Annotated in this window: 18 protein-coding genes; 1 reads left to right on the top strand and 17 read right to left on the bottom strand. The window is 27.7% G+C overall.

Annotated features, from left to right (window positions below):
• The first annotated feature begins 58 nt into the window (after positions 1 to 58).
• The gene (locus tag SPJ33_RS02440) at positions 59 to 1780 is read left to right on the top strand and encodes an NFACT family protein (RefSeq protein ID WP_321116390.1); all 1722 of its coding nucleotides are present in this window, start codon (positions 59 to 61) and stop codon (positions 1778 to 1780) included.
• A 37-nt stretch (positions 1781 to 1817) separates the two neighbouring features.
• Here SPJ33_RS02440 and SPJ33_RS02435 read toward each other — a convergent pair whose 3' ends face one another.
• The 17 genes from SPJ33_RS02435 to SPJ33_RS02355 form a co-directional block, all read right to left on the bottom strand.
• Positions 1818 to 2981, bottom strand: a complete 1164-nt coding sequence (locus SPJ33_RS02435) for a class I SAM-dependent RNA methyltransferase (RefSeq protein WP_321116389.1) — start codon at positions 2979 to 2981, stop codon at positions 1818 to 1820.
• A 32-nt stretch (positions 2982 to 3013) separates the two neighbouring features.
• Complete coding sequence (pyrR, locus tag SPJ33_RS02430) at positions 3014 to 3556, bottom strand: bifunctional pyr operon transcriptional regulator/uracil phosphoribosyltransferase PyrR (RefSeq protein WP_321116388.1); 543 nt, start codon at positions 3554 to 3556, stop codon at positions 3014 to 3016.
• Between the two features lie 14 nt (positions 3557 to 3570).
• Positions 3571 to 4491, bottom strand: coding sequence for an RluA family pseudouridine synthase (locus SPJ33_RS02425; RefSeq protein WP_321116386.1), 921 nt, complete (start codon positions 4489 to 4491; stop codon positions 3571 to 3573).
• 109 nt (positions 4492 to 4600) lie between these two features.
• A complete protein-coding gene (locus SPJ33_RS02420) occupies positions 4601 to 5203 on the bottom strand; it encodes a DivIVA domain-containing protein (protein WP_321116385.1) in 603 nt (200 codons plus the stop codon).
• 16 nt (positions 5204 to 5219) lie between these two features.
• A complete protein-coding gene (locus SPJ33_RS02415; RefSeq protein WP_321116384.1) occupies positions 5220 to 5987 on the bottom strand; it encodes an RNA-binding protein in 768 nt (255 codons plus the stop codon).
• Position 5988: 1 nt separating this feature from the next.
• Positions 5989 to 6264, bottom strand: coding sequence for a YggT family protein (locus SPJ33_RS02410; protein WP_321116383.1), 276 nt, complete (start codon positions 6262 to 6264; stop codon positions 5989 to 5991).
• A gap of 11 nt (positions 6265 to 6275) precedes the next feature.
• Positions 6276 to 6755, bottom strand: coding sequence for a cell division protein SepF (locus SPJ33_RS02405; protein ID WP_321116382.1), 480 nt, complete (start codon positions 6753 to 6755; stop codon positions 6276 to 6278).
• Between the two features lie 13 nt (positions 6756 to 6768).
• Positions 6769 to 7431, bottom strand: a complete 663-nt coding sequence (locus tag SPJ33_RS02400) for a YggS family pyridoxal phosphate-dependent enzyme (protein WP_321116381.1) — start codon at positions 7429 to 7431, stop codon at positions 6769 to 6771.
• Between the two features lie 94 nt (positions 7432 to 7525).
• Complete coding sequence (locus SPJ33_RS02395) at positions 7526 to 8260, bottom strand: DUF881 domain-containing protein (RefSeq protein WP_321116380.1); 735 nt, start codon at positions 8258 to 8260, stop codon at positions 7526 to 7528.
• Between the two features lie 17 nt (positions 8261 to 8277).
• Positions 8278 to 8616, bottom strand: a complete 339-nt coding sequence (locus SPJ33_RS02390; RefSeq protein ID WP_321116379.1) for a small basic family protein — start codon at positions 8614 to 8616, stop codon at positions 8278 to 8280.
• Positions 8616 to 9353, bottom strand: coding sequence for a DUF881 domain-containing protein (locus SPJ33_RS02385; protein ID WP_321116378.1), 738 nt, complete (start codon positions 9351 to 9353; stop codon positions 8616 to 8618). Before SPJ33_RS02385 ends, SPJ33_RS02390 begins: the two co-directional genes overlap by 1 nt.
• A 15-nt stretch (positions 9354 to 9368) precedes the next feature.
• On the bottom strand, positions 9369 to 10133 hold the full coding sequence (locus SPJ33_RS02380; protein WP_321116377.1) for a cell division protein FtsQ/DivIB: 765 nt from the start codon (positions 10131 to 10133) through the stop codon (positions 9369 to 9371).
• 164 nt (positions 10134 to 10297) lie between these two features.
• Complete coding sequence (gene spoVE, locus SPJ33_RS02375) at positions 10298 to 11434, bottom strand: stage V sporulation protein E (RefSeq protein WP_321116376.1); 1137 nt, start codon at positions 11432 to 11434, stop codon at positions 10298 to 10300.
• A gap of 25 nt (positions 11435 to 11459) precedes the next feature.
• Complete coding sequence (mraY, locus tag SPJ33_RS02370) at positions 11460 to 12434, bottom strand: phospho-N-acetylmuramoyl-pentapeptide-transferase (RefSeq protein ID WP_321116375.1); 975 nt, start codon at positions 12432 to 12434, stop codon at positions 11460 to 11462.
• Positions 12435 to 12479: 45 nt separating this feature from the next.
• Positions 12480 to 13835 carry a UDP-N-acetylmuramoyl-tripeptide--D-alanyl-D-alanine ligase gene (locus SPJ33_RS02365; protein ID WP_321116374.1) on the bottom strand — a complete coding sequence of 452 codons (1356 nt, stop codon included), beginning with the start codon at positions 13833 to 13835 and terminating at the stop codon, positions 12480 to 12482.
• An 11-nt stretch (positions 13836 to 13846) separates the two neighbouring features.
• Positions 13847 to 15304: a UDP-N-acetylmuramoyl-L-alanyl-D-glutamate--2,6-diaminopimelate ligase gene (locus SPJ33_RS02360; protein WP_321116373.1), complete on the bottom strand. Its 1458-nt coding sequence runs from the start codon at positions 15302 to 15304 to the stop codon at positions 13847 to 13849.
• A 107-nt stretch (positions 15305 to 15411) separates the two neighbouring features.
• Positions 15412 to 16749 (bottom strand): penicillin-binding transpeptidase domain-containing protein (locus SPJ33_RS02355; RefSeq protein WP_321116372.1); only part of this gene is annotated, 1338 nt, incomplete at its 5' end.

Raw genomic sequence — 16749 nt, 5'->3', positions numbered from 1 at the left:
ATTACCTTAATTTAGTGTTATACTATCCTTAAATTATACAAAAGAAAGGATGATACTTTTGGCACTAGACGGTATATTTTTAAGCAGTTTATTAACTGATTTAAAAGAATCTATAATAGATTCTAAAATAGATAAAATTAACCAACCTGAAAAAGATGAAATAATTCTTCAACTTAGAAAAAATAGAAGTAACATAAAACTATTGATTTCAGCTTCTTCACAATTTTCAAGATTACACATAACTAATATACAAAAAGAAAATCCTCTTAAAGCACCACTTTTTTTAATGGTTCTTAGAAAGTATTTAGTTGGCGGTTTAATTACTGATATAACTCAAAAAGATAGTGATAGAATTGTAACAATTCATGTATCTTCTAGAGATGAGCTTGGATTTGACAGTAAATACCTATTAATTGTTGAAATAATGGGAAGACACTCAAACATAACCCTTGTTCGTGAAAGAGACTTAAAGGTTATGGAATCTATAAAACATATAACTCCTGATATTAACACATATAGAGTTTTATATCCTGGAGTAACTTATGTTTATCCTCCAACTTCTACAAAATTAAATCCTTTTAACTTTACAGAAAAAGATTTAATAAATATATTAGAAGATTCTTCTTATAATCTAGATGAAAATTTCTTCTTTAAAAACTTTACTGGAGTTAGTAAAATCTTATCTAAAGAATTATACTCTAATCTTTCTAGTTACAATTATAGTGTAAAGGATACGGAAAGACTATACAAATTTATTAAAAATTTATTTAATGATATAAAAAATAACCCATCATTTAATATATATGTTGATGATAATGGAATCTTAAAAGATTTCCATGCAGTAAAACTTTCATCACTAAAAGCTATAAATTATGAAGATCCTTCTAAAATGTTAGATGAATTCTATTATAAAAAAGATAAACAAGAAAGACTTCATAGCAGATCACAAAATCTTCAAAAACTTATTCACACTAATATTGAAAGATGCAATAAAAAAGAAAAAATACTAGAAAATACTTTAGAAGATTGTAAATCTAAAGAAGACTTTAAAGTAAAGGGGGATTTATTAACTTCATTTATATATAGCTTCAAAAAAGGTGATAAATCTATTACACTACAAAATTTTTATGATGAAAATTTGCCAGATGTAGAAATTAAATTAAATCCAAACAAATCACCTTCTGAAAATGTTCAAATATACTATAAAAAATATAATAAATTAAAAAAAGCTGAGGAAGAAGCATATATTCAACTTGAAAAAAATGAAGATGAACTTAAATATTTAAATTCAGTTTTAACTAATATTTTAAACGCTGACTCTTATGATGAAATAGAAGAAATAAAAAATGAACTTATGGAAACTGGATATTTAAAATTTAAAAAATCTTCTCAAAAAAAGAAGAATAAATCTAAACCTCTTCACTTTATATCATCAGATGGAATAGATATATATGTCGGTAAAAATAATCTTCAAAATGATTATCTAAGCTTAAAATTTGCAAATAAAAATTATATGTGGATGCATACTAAAGATATACCAGGTTCTCACGTAATAATATGTTCAAATGATGTGCCTGATAATACTTTAGAAGAGGCAGCTATACTTGCAGCATTTTATAGTAAAGCTAAAACATCATCAAAGGTACCTGTTGACTATACGTTAGTTAAAAATTTAAAAAAGCCAAACGGTGCTAAACCTGGAATGGTTATATATCATACTAACTATACAATGTATACAGAACCTAAAGAATTTTCAAATTTAAATCTTAAAGAAGCATAAAAAAGACTCGCAAAATTTATTTTTGCGAGTCTTTTTATTAATCCATAAGACATTGTACTACTGTATCTCCAGCATTTTTTATAAGCTTATTATCAAAATATTGATAGTAATAACATTTTAATTTTCCGTTATATAACTTTCTATTTTTTGATGATTTTATATTAAATGCTTTTTCAAATTCTTCATAAGAAGTAAGTATATTAAATTCCCAATCTTGATATCTCTTTTTATATTGTCCAAATATTTCATATAACTCTTTAACTTCTTTAGCATCACTTAATCTTTCTCCATAAGGAGGGTTTGATATTATAAATCCATATTTATGCTTGTTTGAGAAATTTCTAAAATCTCTTTCTTGGAATTCTATGTATTTAAAAACTCCAGCTTTTCTAGCATTAGATTTTGCTGTTTTTAAAACTCTTTGGTCTATATCGTATCCTATAAGTTTTAAATCTTTATCTTTTATAGCTCTTCTTGCACCTTCTCTAACTTGATTAAATATATCTTTTGGCATTGTAGGCCATGTCTCTGATACAAATTCTCTATTAAGACCTGGTGCCATATTTTGCATTATCATGCATGCTTCTATTAATATTGTTCCTGAACCGCAAAATGGATCAATTAATAAATAATCTTCTTTCCATCTTGATAAAAGAACCATAGCTGCTGCTAGTGTTTCTTTAAGAGGTGCTGCTCCTGAGTTTTCTCTATATCCTCTTTTATGAAGACCTGCTCCTGATGTGTCAATTGTAAGTGTAACCTTATCTTTTAATATACCAACTTCAATTTTATATACAGGACCATCTTCGCTAAATGTATCTATTCCATAAGCTTCGCTCATTTGAGTAACTATAGCTTTTTTTACTATAGATTGACAATCTGGAACACTGTAAAGAGTAGATTTTACTGATTTACCAACTACATGCATAACACCATTTTTAGGTATTATATCACTCCATTTTACCTTTTTAGTTCCTTGGAATAATTCTTCAAAGCTTCTTGCTTCAAATTCTGCCATATTTATAAAAACTCTATCAGCTGTTCTTAAATGAATGTTTGCAATAGCTATATCCATTTCATCTCCACTAAAATGAACTTTACCGTTTTCTGTCTTTAGATTTTCATAACCTAAAGCTTTTAATTCTTTTGCAGTTACTCCTTCTAATCCAAAAGTAGTAGTTGCAATTAATTTGTATTCCATTTATTTTCTCTCCTTTAAGTTTACTCTATAAACTAAACTTGATTTTCATATATTTTTACTGAGTCTTCACCATCAATTTCTTGAATTTTAACTCCAACAATTTCCTCTTTTGATGTTGGTATATTCTTTCCAACATAATCTGCTCTTATTGGCAGTTCTTTATGCCCTCTATCTATTAAAACTGCAAGTTGTATTCCTTTTGGTCTTGCAACATCTATTATTGCATCTATAGCTGCTCTAACAGTTCTGCAAGTATATAAAACATCATCAACTAAAATTACTTTTTTATTTGTTATGTCTACTCCTAAATCTAAGCTTTTAATTTCAGGCGTATCGTTATCTTTAGTTAAATCATCTCTATATAAAGTTATATCTACTGATCCAACTGGAATATCAACTCCTTCAATTATACTTATTTGATCTGATATTCTCTTTGCAAGAGGGTATCCTCTTCTCTTTATCCCTATAAGAACTATATCTTCAACGCCTTTATTTTTTTCTATAATTTCATGAGAAATTCTTATTAAGCTTCTCTTTATAGCTTTATCATCTAAAAGATTTGCTTTTAATTTCATTTTTATTCTCCTTTCTAATTTATATTATCTTTTCTTAAATTCTCTAATATTTTTTTATAATTATCAGGAAGTTCTGATGTAAATTCCACATATTCTGAAGTTCTAGGATGTATAAATCCTAAAGTTTTAGCATGTAGCATTTGTCCTTCACTTTTAAATTTACCTTTTTTAAAGCCATATGTTGGATCTCCTACTAATGGATATCCAATAGATGCCATGTGAACTCTAATTTGATGAGTTCTTCCTGTTTCTAATACACATTTTATTAAAGTAGCATTTCTAAATCTTTCTAAAACTTCATAATGAGTTACGGCTCTTTTTCCATCAGGAGTTATAGCTATTTTTAATCTATCCTTTTTAGATCTTGCAAGAGGTTTATCTATAGTACCACTATTTTGCTTTATTCTTCCTTCAACTAATGCATAGTATTCCCTTTTCATAGTATGTTCTTTTAATTGATCAGATAATTTATTGTGTGCTTCATCATTTTTAGCAACAACTAAAATACCTGTTGTATCTTTATCAATTCTATGTACTATTCCAGGTCTTATAACACCATTTATACTAGACAAATCAGTACAATGATATAAAAGTGCATTAACAAGTGTACCTTCATAGTTTCCTGGTGCAGGATGAACTACCATTCCTTTAGGTTTGTTTACTACTATAACATCTTTATCTTCGTATATTATATCTATAGGAATATCTTGAGCTTTTACTTGAAGTTCTGTAGGCTCTGGCATATTTATTTTAATTTCATCGTTTTCTTTTAATTTATAATTGCTTTTTACTTTTTTATTATTAACTACTATTCCTTCATCTTCAATTAATCCTTGAATAAAACTTCTTGATTTTCCTTCAAATTTATTTGAAAGAAACTTATCAATTCTTACACCTTTATTCTCATTATCTATAATATATATGATTTCATCCATGTTTAAGTCTCCTAAATATTTATTACTTAACAATTATAATATATTGCTTTAATTAACTCAACTCAAAGAACATATAAAAAATCAGCATTACAAATGTAATGCTGATTTTTTATTCTTCTTTATTTGCAAAAAAACTTTTAATTTCATCTAATTCACTAGGTGAAACTTCTTCATTTAAAGATGAGCTATTATTATCTTCATATGAAATATCTTTTATTCCTATTTCTTCATCAATTGGAGTTGATATTGAATAATTTTTAGTTACATCTTTTTCTAAATCATCAAATGTTTCTAGTTGTGCATTTATAAAGTTTCTAAATTTAGCTCTAAATTTTATAAATTCTTGTTTTACTCTATCAAACTCGCTATTTATTTGTATAACATCATTATGAGCTTTATCTACAATTCTTTGTGCAGTTTCATTAGCATTTTTAATTATAACTTCTGCTTCTTTTTGAGAAGCTTCTTTTGCTTGATCTGCCGCATTTTGAGCAAGAACTAAAGTGTTTTGTATAGTTCCTTCTATTTTAGCATAATGGCTAACTTGCTCTTCTAAAACTTCTAACTTTTCTTTTAATTTTCCATTTTCTTTATATAATTCTTCATAGTTATCTACAACTTCATCTAAGAATTCATCTACTTCGTCTGGATTATATCCTCTAAGACCTCTTTTGAATTCTTTGTTGTTTATATCCATTGGAGTCAATTTCATTATTTTCACACCTCTACTATGTATATTTTTTTATATTAATTTTAAATTTGCCACTCTTACTACGGCTAGTACAATCTCCCATGATATATTTACCATATCTTCTTATAGTTATCCTATCATCTTTTTTAACTTCAAAGCTCTTTTCCCTATTTACATTGTAATTTATAAGTACTGATCCTTCTTCTATAATTTTTTGTGCTATTGCCCTTGATTTATTTGTTAACTTAGCAACAATAGAATCTAATCTAATAGAGGAAATAAGAATTGTCTCTTCTTTAAATTCATAAGTTATTTGTTTAATATCTTCAAAAACTTCAGTAATTCTGCAAGGAGCTTTACTAATGCTTTTAAGATTCATTATTATATAGTCTGCAATATCAGAACAAACAGCTACATAACACATATTTTCTCTTACAATTAAGTCTCCTATTTTATCTCTTTCTATTCCTAAAGATAATATACTTCCTAAATAATCCCTGTGATTAATTTTAGCAAATTTTGATAAGTTTTCTATCTTTAAAACCTTTATTGGATAATCAATATTATAAATATTATTAAAAGAAATCATTCTTCTTTCTGATTCATTAAAGGCTCCAAAGCTTTCTACTTTTAAGCCTTTTATCTTTATTTCATCCTCAAAAAATTTCCATATGTTTGGAGGATAAAAATCACTTCCAAACATCGGAATATCTCTGTTATATGAAAGCATCATCTTTTCATATAAATTAATAGCTTTATTTTTGTCTTCATCTGAAAATACTTTTAATATAACTTCTTTGTTCATATTAAAATACTCCTAAAATAAACCTTATTATTATCATTTTTAATATATCAAATACTATAAGTGCAAATATAGGTGAGATATCTATAGGCATATCTCCAAGTAATTTATTTTGAATAATTCTAAAAGGTTTTAAAATAGGCTCTGTAAAACTTGATAAAATTGCCATAATACCACTTGTATTATCTAGACTAAACCATGAAAAAGCACATTCTAAAATAATAACAAGTTCTATTACACGAAAAAGTAAGCTAACAAAATTAATTAGAATACCTTCCATTTAATATCCTCCTATTGTTTTGACCAGTTAAATAATGCCTTTGAAGTTAATTCACTTTTTAATTCACTAGTTACTTCTACATTTGATGGTGATAAAAGATATACTCTCTTTTCAACTTCTTGAATATCTCCATGTAATGCATAGCATGAACCACCAATGAAATCTAATAATCTTTGAGCTGTTCTTATATCAAGATTAGTTGTATTTACAACAACGATTCTTCTATTTCTAACAGCATCACATATTTCCATTGCTTCTTCATAAGCAGTTGGCTTAGTTATTAAAACCTTAGCTGAAGCTGAAGTGTGGATATTTACAACCTTATTAGATTTTTTTCCAGATATAACAGGTTCTATACTTTCATCTATTGTTATACCTTCATTTTCTGATTCTTCAAATTCATCATCTCTTATTTCATCTTCATCTCCAAATTCATCTTCAAGATCTCCAAATCCTAAAATATTTTTCATCTTTGATATCATATTTGCCATCTATCTTTTCCTCCTAAATATTATAATCTCTTTCTCCAAATATTCCTGTTCCTACACGAACCATATTTGATCCTTCTTCTACGGCTACTTTGTAATCATTAGTCATTCCCATAGATAATATTTCCATATTTATATTATTAAATTTTTTATTTTTTAAACTTAAGAAAATATCATGTGTCTTTTTAAAATAACTTCTATTGCTATTTTCATCGCCTTTTGGAATAATAACCATTATCCCTTTAACTTTTACATTTTTACATTTTTCTACTGCTTCAAGCATCTCTTCTAAATCTTCTAGCAGGATTCCACTTTTACTTTCTTCTCTGCCTATATTTATTTGAATTAATGTATTTGCTATTAAATCTTTTCTTCCATAAAGCTCTTCAATCTTATTTAAAAGTTTAATACTTGAAAGAGAATGTATTAAATGAACTTTACCAACTATATATTTAACTTTATTTGTTTGTAATTTTCCTATGAGATGCCATCTAACATCTTTATGAAAATTTTCTTCTTTATAAATAAGTTCTTGAACTTTATTTTCTGCAAAATCTCTTAACCCATAATCATAAGCTTCTTCCATTTCTTCTAAAGTTCTAGTCTTAGATACTGCTAAAAGCTTAACATCATGAGGCAAAAATTTTTCTATATTTTTTATATTTTCACTTATACTCATAAAGCCCTCCTAAAACAAAGAGTCGTAACCCTTTATATACTATTCTTCATTTGTTTGCAAATTCCTCTAATTTTTTTACATTTTTTTATTTTTACTACTTTTTTGTATATTGATTCATATATTCAGTGGAATTTGCATTATTATCTTGCATCATTACTATATTATCTTTTTTTTCTATCTTTACTGACAATTCTCTAAACATAAGCTTTCTAATATAGCTTCCATCATCTAATAACGCTGATTCTAATACATCTGGGTCTCCAATTGCATAAATATAAAAAGGCGCATATTCTGTCACATCATCATTAAATCCTAAAAATGCCCAGTTACATATCACACCAGTATTTGGAATTACCCTATGACTATTGATACTTATCGCCTCAGCACCTGCTTTTCTTAAATCATTTAATACTAAAGCCATATCATTATCATGAAAGATTTTAGATTTAGTTTCAAATGCAGTATCAGTTTCTGAATTTATATTTCCATCATTTATTTTAAGTAAAATCCCTGGCCCACTAACCTTTGTAAGACCTGTTATCATACCATAATGTTTTAATTGTTCTTTCATAGCATTTAAAACTTTTTCTTGCTTTTTATCATCTTTTTTATATTTATTTATGGTATTTTGTATTTCATCATTTCTTTCTGTTAAATTACTTATCTCTTTATATAAATCATTTCTTTCATTAATGGCATTTTGATAATCCTTAGCACTAAGTTGAGTTGATTTTTTTATAATTTCACCAAAATTAGTATTAAACGTTATAAGTAATCCTACAAATATAGATGCAAAAAATACTATTAAGCCTCCATTAGACCTTTTCATACATCACCTCTTACTATTTAACGCGATTTAATCTTTTCTAAGATTAATCTTCTTATTATAGCAAAATTATTAAATACACGTCCTCCAAATACAATTACAGCAGCTATATATATTGGTATCCCTAATTTATCACCAAGATATGCGAGACCAGCAGCTAATAATGCATTCCCAAAAAATCCCGATATAAATATATCTGGTTGAAAATTTTTTGAAAGATTTGCTCTAATAGCTCCAAAAACCGAGTCTAAACATGCAAGTATAGCTACAGATAGATATGGAGAAAATTTTTCAGGAATATTAACATCAAATACAAATCCAAATATAATTCCTATCAATAATCCTATAAAAGGTACCATTATTCTTCCTCCTTATTATCAGCTGATTTTAAATAATCATCTTTTATTGTTTGAGTTGTTTTATCTATAACTAAATCATCACTTTGCTCAACTTCGCAATTATAATTTTGAAGAGCACCAAAATCTAATGAACCTGGAAAATTTAAAGCTACGCTTAACCTTGTTTTATCTCCAATTGCTTTTATAGTTATAGCTTCATTAGGAGTAACCTTTCCTGCTGTTCCAATCCATATATAATTACTAGAATTTTTTATCCCTGTCTGTGGTGTTATTCTATAACCATTTATTGAAATAGCTTCTGCCTTTGAATACCATAATAAATTAACTAAGTGTATAAGTTCTTCTTCAGTGATACTTGTTCCAACATTATCGTTACTTGATCCAAATATAGATGTTTTTGGAGTTATTTTAATTATAACCCCAGGACCTTCTACATCAACTAAACCTAAATGCATTCTAGCAGAGTCTAATTGATTTTTTATCTCTTTACCAACATTACCTTCTTTTGAAGCTGCATCTTCTAATTTTTTAAGTTCTTCATTTAAAGCATTATTTTTATTTTGAAGACTATCCTTTTCCTTTTTTAAACTTTCAAGTTCTGCAACAATATCATTTTCATTATAGTCTTTCACGCTATTTTCATTGCTTTTATTTAATGCCTTAAATTGGTATGTCAAAAGAAACCCTAATAATATACAAACAACTGCAATAGAAATCTGTGAAATAGATTTCTTCATAAAAAATACCCTCCTCTATTTTTCTTCTTTAATTACTGGAGTGCCATCAAAGCTTAAATCTATATATCCCTTTTTAAAATTAAGCTTTTTATCTTCTAATATGTTTAATGCTATATTAACCTTTTTTATTAAATCATTACCATTTCCAACTTTAACTTCAACATTATCAAAGTAGATAATGATATTATTAATATTAGCTACATTAACCATTGTTATTTTATTTTTAGTTGTATTTGAGTTTTTTATTTGATAAAGAGTTTCTAAAAACTCCTCTAGTCTTTTATCATCTTTAGTATCTATGTATTTTTCTCCAATTTTGCGCTCTTCTGATTTAATTCCATTAAGCTCTATAAGTCCATCACCTTTTAGATTTTTAACCTTCTCTAATAATACTAAATCCGCACTTATAACATCATATTCGTCACCACTTTTAACATAATATCCTACATCCTTTTCTTTTATGTTTATTTGAACTGTTGAAGGAAAATGTCTTTTTAATGTTATTGTATCAACATACGGATCTGATTTTAACTTTTGCTCTATCTCACTACTTTTAACAAAAAATATATTTTTCCCTTTAATATACTTAAGCTTTTCTTCTATTAAATCTTTAGTAACCAATTTTTTCCCTTCGATATCTACTTTTTTAATATCAAAAAATCCAGATTTAATTACAACTAAGCCTCCAGCTATCAAGCATACTAATATTATAAATATACTTTTTCTAATAAGTCTTTTTCTTTTTGTTTTTTTTATAAACTTATTTTTATTTGTTCCCATCCTATCTCTAAACCTATCCCTATCTCTTTTTTACATACATTAATATAATATCATTGTTATAATTTTTTTTCATTAAAAATTTCTTAACAACGAATTAATTATTATTTATATTTTTACAAAAAAAGAATTTAATAGATGTAATTCTATTAAATTCTTTTTAGACTTTATTTGCTTTTTTTAATTCCTTGCTTTTTATCCGATTGTCTAGATATATTAATAAGTATACCCATTGCTATCATATTTATTACAAGAGATGTACCTCCATAACTTATAAAAGGTAATGGAACTCCAGTAACTGGCATAGAACCTGTTACAACAGCTATATTTATAATTGATTGAACAGCTATAACTGCAGTTATTCCTATAGCTAAAAGACTTCCATAACTATCCTTAGCTCTCATAGCAATCCTTATTCCTCTCCAAACAAAAACAACAAATAATGCAATTATTACAAGACATCCGATTAGCCCAAGTTCTTCTCCAATTATAGAGAATATAAAGTCATTATGAGGTTCTGGCATATAAAGCATTTTTTGTCTTGATTGACCAAGACCTAATCCTGTTACTCCACCTGCTCCTAATGCATAAAATGATTGAATTAATTGATATCCATTACCAGCTGGATCTTTCCATGGATTTATAAAATTAAGCATTCTAGCTCTTCTGTAAGGTTCTCCTAAAGCAAAACCTAATGCCGCAACCCCTAGTACTGGTGCAACAATACCAAACATATGACGTTTTCTTGCACCGGATGCAAATACCATTAAAAATGTAACTATCATTATTACAGATGCTATACTAAGGTTTTTTTCTGCTAAAACTAAAGCTGCAAAAATCCCTGCAACAAAGAAACTTGGAATAATACCATTTTTAAAACTTTTTACTTTATCACCTTTCTTTTCAAGAAACATTGCAATATATAAAACTACAACATATTTTGCAAGCTCAGATGGTTGAAATGATAGTGGTCCAAGTTGAATCCATCTTTTCGCACCATTTACTCCTGGAAAAGCAAAAACTAAAAGCAATAACGGTATCGTTACAATAAGTGCTATTAAAGTATATTTTTTAAGTTTATGATAGTCTAATGCAATCATAAAGAACATAGCACCAATTCCTAATATGCTCCAAATCACTTGTCTTTTTAAGAAATACATACTATCTTTATAATTAAACATAGCATAATATGAGCTTGCTGAGTATACCATTACTACCCCTACAGCAAGTAATAATATTATAGTACAAAATATACCATAATCAATCTCACCCATTCTCTTACCCTTGGGTTTTGTTTTTTTCATAATAAAATTCCTCCACCTTATAAGACTAAAGCGAAATAGCCGCTATAATACAAAGGATAACAGTAACAATTGAAAATACTGTAACAACTTTAACTTCTGACCATCCTAATTGTTCAAAGTGATGGTGAACTGGCGCCATTTTAAATACTCTCTTACCAGTTGTTTTAAATGATACAACTTGTATTATTACTGATAAAGTTTCAAATACATATATACCACCAACAATTACTAAAATAAATGGATTTTTTAATAATAAAGCAATACTTGCTACTGCTCCACCTAAAGCTAATGATCCTGTATCACCCATGAAGATTTTAGCAGGATATGCATTATATCTTAAGAATCCTAAAAGTGCTCCAATTAAAGCTAATGCAAATACTGATATATGATAATTATGTTGATTAAATGCAACAACACTAAAGAAAATTAATACTATTACAGTTACAGTTGATGCTAAACCATCTAATCCATCTGTAAGGTTTACTGCATTTGTTGCTCCTGCATAATATATTATTACAAAAGGAATATATAAAATTCCTAAATTTATTTCTGTTCCTAAAAATGGTACTACAATACTAGTTCCAAGTACAGTATAAGCATAATAAGCCATAGCTACTGAGAATAAAAGTAATAATAACATTTTTTGCCATGCTCTTAACCCTAAATTATTCTTGTGTATTATCTTAAGCATATCATCTAAGAATCCTATGAAACCAAAAGCTATCATTGAATATAATACAACCATACCTTCATCAGATATATTATATCTCATAACAAGCATTACAATAGTAACTGATATTATAAATATAATACCTCCCATAGTTGGTGTACCTGCTTTTTTAAAGTGGCTCTTTGGCCCTTCTTCTCTAATATTTTGTCCAAATTTAAATTTGTGTAGCATTGGAATAAATATAGGTCCAAGTATCAATGATATAAGAAAACCTAATACTAATGCTAAAATCGTGACTGGATTAATAAAACTACTAAAAAATTCCCCCATCGTTACCACCAAAGTTTTTTATACTTTGATAGTTCACCTCCTTCGTTAATATTTTATATTTTTTAATGCTTCGACTATTTCTTCGAACTTTTCTCCTCTTGATGCTTTAACTAAAATAACATCTCCTGGTTTTATGATTGAATTTAAGTCGTTTATTAAATTTACCTTTGTATTATATAATTTTATTTGTTCTTTTTCAAAACCTTCTTTAAAATCATCTATAAATTCTCCAGAGCAAATAAGCATATCAACTTTATCATTTGCATATTTTGCAACTTCTCTATGAGAATTTGATGCTTCATCTCCAAGTTCTCTCATAGTTCCTAAAATGGCTATTTTTCTTCCATCTCTACTACTTAATACATCAAGTGCAGCCTTCATTGAATCTGGGCTTGCATTATAACAATCATTTATTATTTCAATTCCATCTCCATCTATAAACTCTAATCTCATTGATGTAGCTTCCATATTTTTAAGCCCATTTATCATCTCTTCTACAGTTAAGCCTAATTCAAATGATGCTGCTATTGCAAGAAGTGCATTTAATACATTGTGCTTACCTACCATAGGAAGGTTTATTCTATGTGACTTTCCGTTGAAATTTAAGTCAAATGAAGTTGTTTCTCTTGTTAATTCGATATTGCTTGCATAATAATCATAACCTTTATTATATCCAGTTTTTATTATCTTATACTCTTTATCAGAAACTGTACTTAACATATCATCTTCTTCATTTAATATAAGAACATTATCTTTATTAAAGAAATCTGTAATTTCCATCTTAGCCTTTAAAATGTTTTCTCTTGTCTTTAAATTTTCTATATGTGATACTCCAATATTTGTAATCATCGCAATATCTGGTCTTGCACAATCTGCTAAGTTATGAATTTCATTAAAGTCACTCATTCCCATCTCTAAAACAGCAACATCAATGCTACTATCTAACTGTAATACCATAAGTGGCAGACCTATTTCATTATTAAAGTTACCCTTTGTCTTAAAAACTTTATATTTTCCACTTAAAAATGCACTAACTAAATCTTTAGTAGATGTTTTTCCTGTAGAACCTGTTATTCCAACTACTTTTAATCCAAGTTTTTCTCTATAGCCTTTTGCAATATCTAAAAGTGCCTTTTTGCCATTATTAACTTTAATTACAACACCATCTACATCATTTTCTTCAAATAATACTTCGTCTACTATTGCAATTGTAGCTCCTTTTTCAAATGCTTCTTTAACATATTTATTTCCGTTAAAGTTCTCTCCCTTTAAAGCTAAAAATACATTACCATTTTTTATATTTCTTGTATCTGTTGATAATGTATTAAATATCTTTTCTTCCTTATCAACTATAACCTTTCCATTACAATATTTAAGTAATTCTTCAAATGTTAATTCCATAAATTACACCTCTAGTTCTTTTTTAATATTTCTTCTATAACTTCTCTTTCATCAAAATGTATTGTTCCTGTATTAAGTATTTGATATGTTTCATGCCCTTTACCAGCTATAACAATTACATCTCCATTTTTAGCAATTTCCATAGCTTTTTCTATTGCATCATATCTATTTGTAATCTTTATATAATTTTCTTTAGATATTCCATCTAATATATCATTTATTATAGCTTCTGGATCTTCGCTTCTTGGATTATCTGAAGTAATTATTGCAATATCTGATAAATCTGTTCCTATCTTACCCATCTGAGGTCTTTTTACCTTATCTCTATCTCCTCCACAGCCAAAAACAGATATAAGTCTTCCTTTAGTAAATTCTCTAGCTGTTTCTAGTATCTTTTCAAGTCCATCTGGAGTATGAGCATAATCAATTATTATTTCATATGGAAGATTATATTTTCTTGATGCTCTTTCACATCTACCTGGAACAACTACATCTTCTAAGCCTTTTTTTATGTCTTTTAAAGCTATCTTAGATGTATAGCATGCACCAATAGCTCCTAATGCATTATATATATTATATTCTCCTGGTATAGGAAGAACAATATTTTCTTCTTCACCGTTTATTTTTAAATCAAATGTTATATCCATGCTTTCTAAAATTTGATTTTTTGCCATTATATCAGCATTTTGTTTTAAGCTATATGTCTTAAAATTATTTATATTTTCTTTTTTTAAATCTTCAGTTATTCTTACTCCATAGCTATCATCTATATTTATTATGCTAACTTCACTTCTTTTAAATAATTTATATTTTGCTTTATAATAGTTTTCAAACGTCTTATGGAAATCTAAATGATCTCTTGTTAGATTTGTAAATATTCCAACTTTAAAATCTATCCCATATACTCTGTCTAATTCTAATGAATGAGATGAAACTTCCATTACGCAGTGCTTTACGCCTTTATCGACCATTTTTCTAAAAAGTTCTTGTAACTCTAAAGATTCTGGAGTTGTTCTTTCAGTTTCTAACTTTTCATCTCCTATGTAATTTGCTATTGTTCCTATAAGTCCAACCTTTTCTCCAACGCTTTCAAAAATATCTTTTATCATAAATGCAGTTGTAGTTTTTCCGTTTGTTCCTGTTATCCCTATAATATTAAGCTTTTCGCAAGGGTTACCATAATATCTAGCACCTAATTTAGCAAGAGCTTTTCTTGTATCATTAAACTTAATAACTGTTACATCTTCATTAGATACATTAATATTCTCTTCACAAATTATAACTTTAGCTCCCTTTTCTATAGCACTATCTATAAACTTATGTCCATCACTTGCAAATCCTTTTATACAGACAAACATATCTCCATTTTCTACTTTTCTACTATCATAGTTAATGCTTCTTATATCAATATCACAATTTCCCTTTAATACTTCATAATTTAATCCTTCTAATAACTTAGATAGATTCATCTAATCATCTCCTTTAAAATAATATGCAACTTTAATAGTTATATTACATTTACTATTTAAAATAGCATGTAAGGCTTTCCTCCCTACATGCTATAACAATCAAGAATTTAATCTTTATAATCTGAGTTCAAAGTTAACTTAACGTTTGTTCCTTTATTAATTAATTCTCCACTTGGTATGCTCTGGTTGGTTACTTTACCTTCACCTTCAAAATTAGCAGTTATTCCAAGATCTTTTAAAAGTTTACTTGCTGCATCTTTAGAATATCCACTAACATCTGGCATAATGATAGCTTCTTTATTTTCAGTATTTCCTTCAGTATATAGAGTTATTTTTGTTCCTTCTTTTACTGAATATCCTGGGTATGGTTTTATATTTGTTACTGCTTTACCACTACCTTCTATATTATAGTCTAAATTTGCTTCTTTTAAAATCTTTTTAGCTTCTTCAATATTTTTTCCTCTTACTTCTGGAATTACTGCATCTCTAATTATTGCTGAATCATTTTCATTTGAAAAATCGCTTTCTAAATAATTAAATATGTCTGTAAATAAAACTTTTGCAATTGGACTTGTTACAACTCCAGCATAATAATTTCCATTACTAGGCTCATCAATAGTAATCATTACAGTTACTTTTGGATCGCTAACTGGTGCCATACCTACAAATGTTGATATATATTTTCCTGGTGCATAAGTTCCAGTTTCAGGATTTACCTTTTGAGCAGTACCAGTTTTACCACCAATATGATATCCTTCTATAAAAGTTCCTTTTGCAGACCCTGCTTTAACAACTCTTTCTAAATATGTTCTAAGTTTTGCTGTAGTTTCCTTATCTGCTACAGTTGTCTTAGTTGGTTCAAATGATCTATCTATTACATTAACACCTGAATCATCTACATGAGAAACCTCTTTCATAACATGAGGTTGTATTAATGTTCCACCATTTGCTACAGCATTAAACGCTGCCATAAATTGAACTGAGTTTACTGCATTAGTTTGACCAAAAGAAATTGTAGCTAAATCTGTAGCTGAAATATTGTCAGGATTTTTTATTATCCCTGGCGCTTCTCCTGGAAGATCAATTCCACTCTTTTTACCAAAGCCAAATTTATTTATATATTTATATAGTTTATCTTTTCCAAGTCTTTGACCAAGTTCCATGAAACCAACATTACAAGAATTTTGTATTATTTCTGGGAAGGTTTCTGTTCCATGCCCACTAGTTTTCCAACATTTTATTTTTCTATTTCCAAAAGTTAATGATCCATTACATACAAACTTATCATCTTCATGCACAACATCTTCTTGCATAGCAGCTATAGCTGTTATTACCTTAAATATTGAACCTGGCTCAAACGTATCATTTACAAGTCTATTTCTCCACATTTTTTGAACCTTATCATATTCAGTTTTCCCTGTAAATTCATCTGCACCTTCAAATGG

The organism is Clostridium sp., assembly GCF_034179595.1.
Taxonomy (GTDB): Bacteria; Bacillota; Clostridia; order Clostridiales; family Clostridiaceae; genus Clostridium.
Note: the sequence above shows the minus strand (reverse complement) of the source record. Positions and strands in the feature narration are given on the sequence as shown.

Excerpts from the sequence above, each read along its gene's own strand:
- SPJ33_RS02400 (WP_321116381.1), bottom strand. The coding sequence starts at position 7,431 with ATGAGTATAAGTGAAAATATAAAAAATATAGAAAAATTTTTGCCTCAT.
- SPJ33_RS02410 (WP_321116383.1), bottom strand. The coding sequence starts at position 6,264 with ATGGAAGGTATTCTAATTAATTTTGTTAGCTTACTTTTTCGTGTAATA.
- SPJ33_RS02385 (WP_321116378.1), bottom strand. The coding sequence starts at position 9,353 with ATGAAGAAATCTATTTCACAGATTTCTATTGCAGTTGTTTGTATATTA.
- SPJ33_RS02405 (WP_321116382.1), bottom strand. The coding sequence starts at position 6,755 with ATGGCAAATATGATATCAAAGATGAAAAATATTTTAGGATTTGGAGAT.
- SPJ33_RS02395 (WP_321116380.1), bottom strand. The coding sequence starts at position 8,260 with ATGAAAAGGTCTAATGGAGGCTTAATAGTATTTTTTGCATCTATATTT.
- SPJ33_RS02380 (WP_321116377.1), bottom strand. The coding sequence starts at position 10,133 with ATGGGAACAAATAAAAATAAGTTTATAAAAAAAACAAAAAGAAAAAGA.
- spoVE (WP_321116376.1), bottom strand. The coding sequence starts at position 11,434 with ATGAAAAAAACAAAACCCAAGGGTAAGAGAATGGGTGAGATTGATTAT.
- SPJ33_RS02365 (WP_321116374.1), bottom strand. The coding sequence starts at position 13,835 with ATGGAATTAACATTTGAAGAATTACTTAAATATTGTAATGGAAAGGTT.
- SPJ33_RS02435 (WP_321116389.1), bottom strand. The coding sequence starts at position 2,981 with ATGGAATACAAATTAATTGCAACTACTACTTTTGGATTAGAAGGAGTA.
- SPJ33_RS02390 (WP_321116379.1), bottom strand. The coding sequence starts at position 8,616 with ATGGTACCTTTTATAGGATTATTGATAGGAATTATATTTGGATTTGTA.
- SPJ33_RS02360 (WP_321116373.1), bottom strand. The coding sequence starts at position 15,304 with ATGAATCTATCTAAGTTATTAGAAGGATTAAATTATGAAGTATTAAAG.
- SPJ33_RS02415 (WP_321116384.1), bottom strand. The coding sequence starts at position 5,987 with ATGAACAAAGAAGTTATATTAAAAGTATTTTCAGATGAAGACAAAAAT.
- pyrR (WP_321116388.1), bottom strand. The coding sequence starts at position 3,556 with ATGAAATTAAAAGCAAATCTTTTAGATGATAAAGCTATAAAGAGAAGC.
- SPJ33_RS02420 (WP_321116385.1), bottom strand. The coding sequence starts at position 5,203 with ATGAAATTGACTCCAATGGATATAAACAACAAAGAATTCAAAAGAGGT.
- SPJ33_RS02425 (WP_321116386.1), bottom strand. The coding sequence starts at position 4,491 with ATGGATGAAATCATATATATTATAGATAATGAGAATAAAGGTGTAAGA.
- mraY (WP_321116375.1), bottom strand. The coding sequence starts at position 12,434 with ATGGGGGAATTTTTTAGTAGTTTTATTAATCCAGTCACGATTTTAGCA.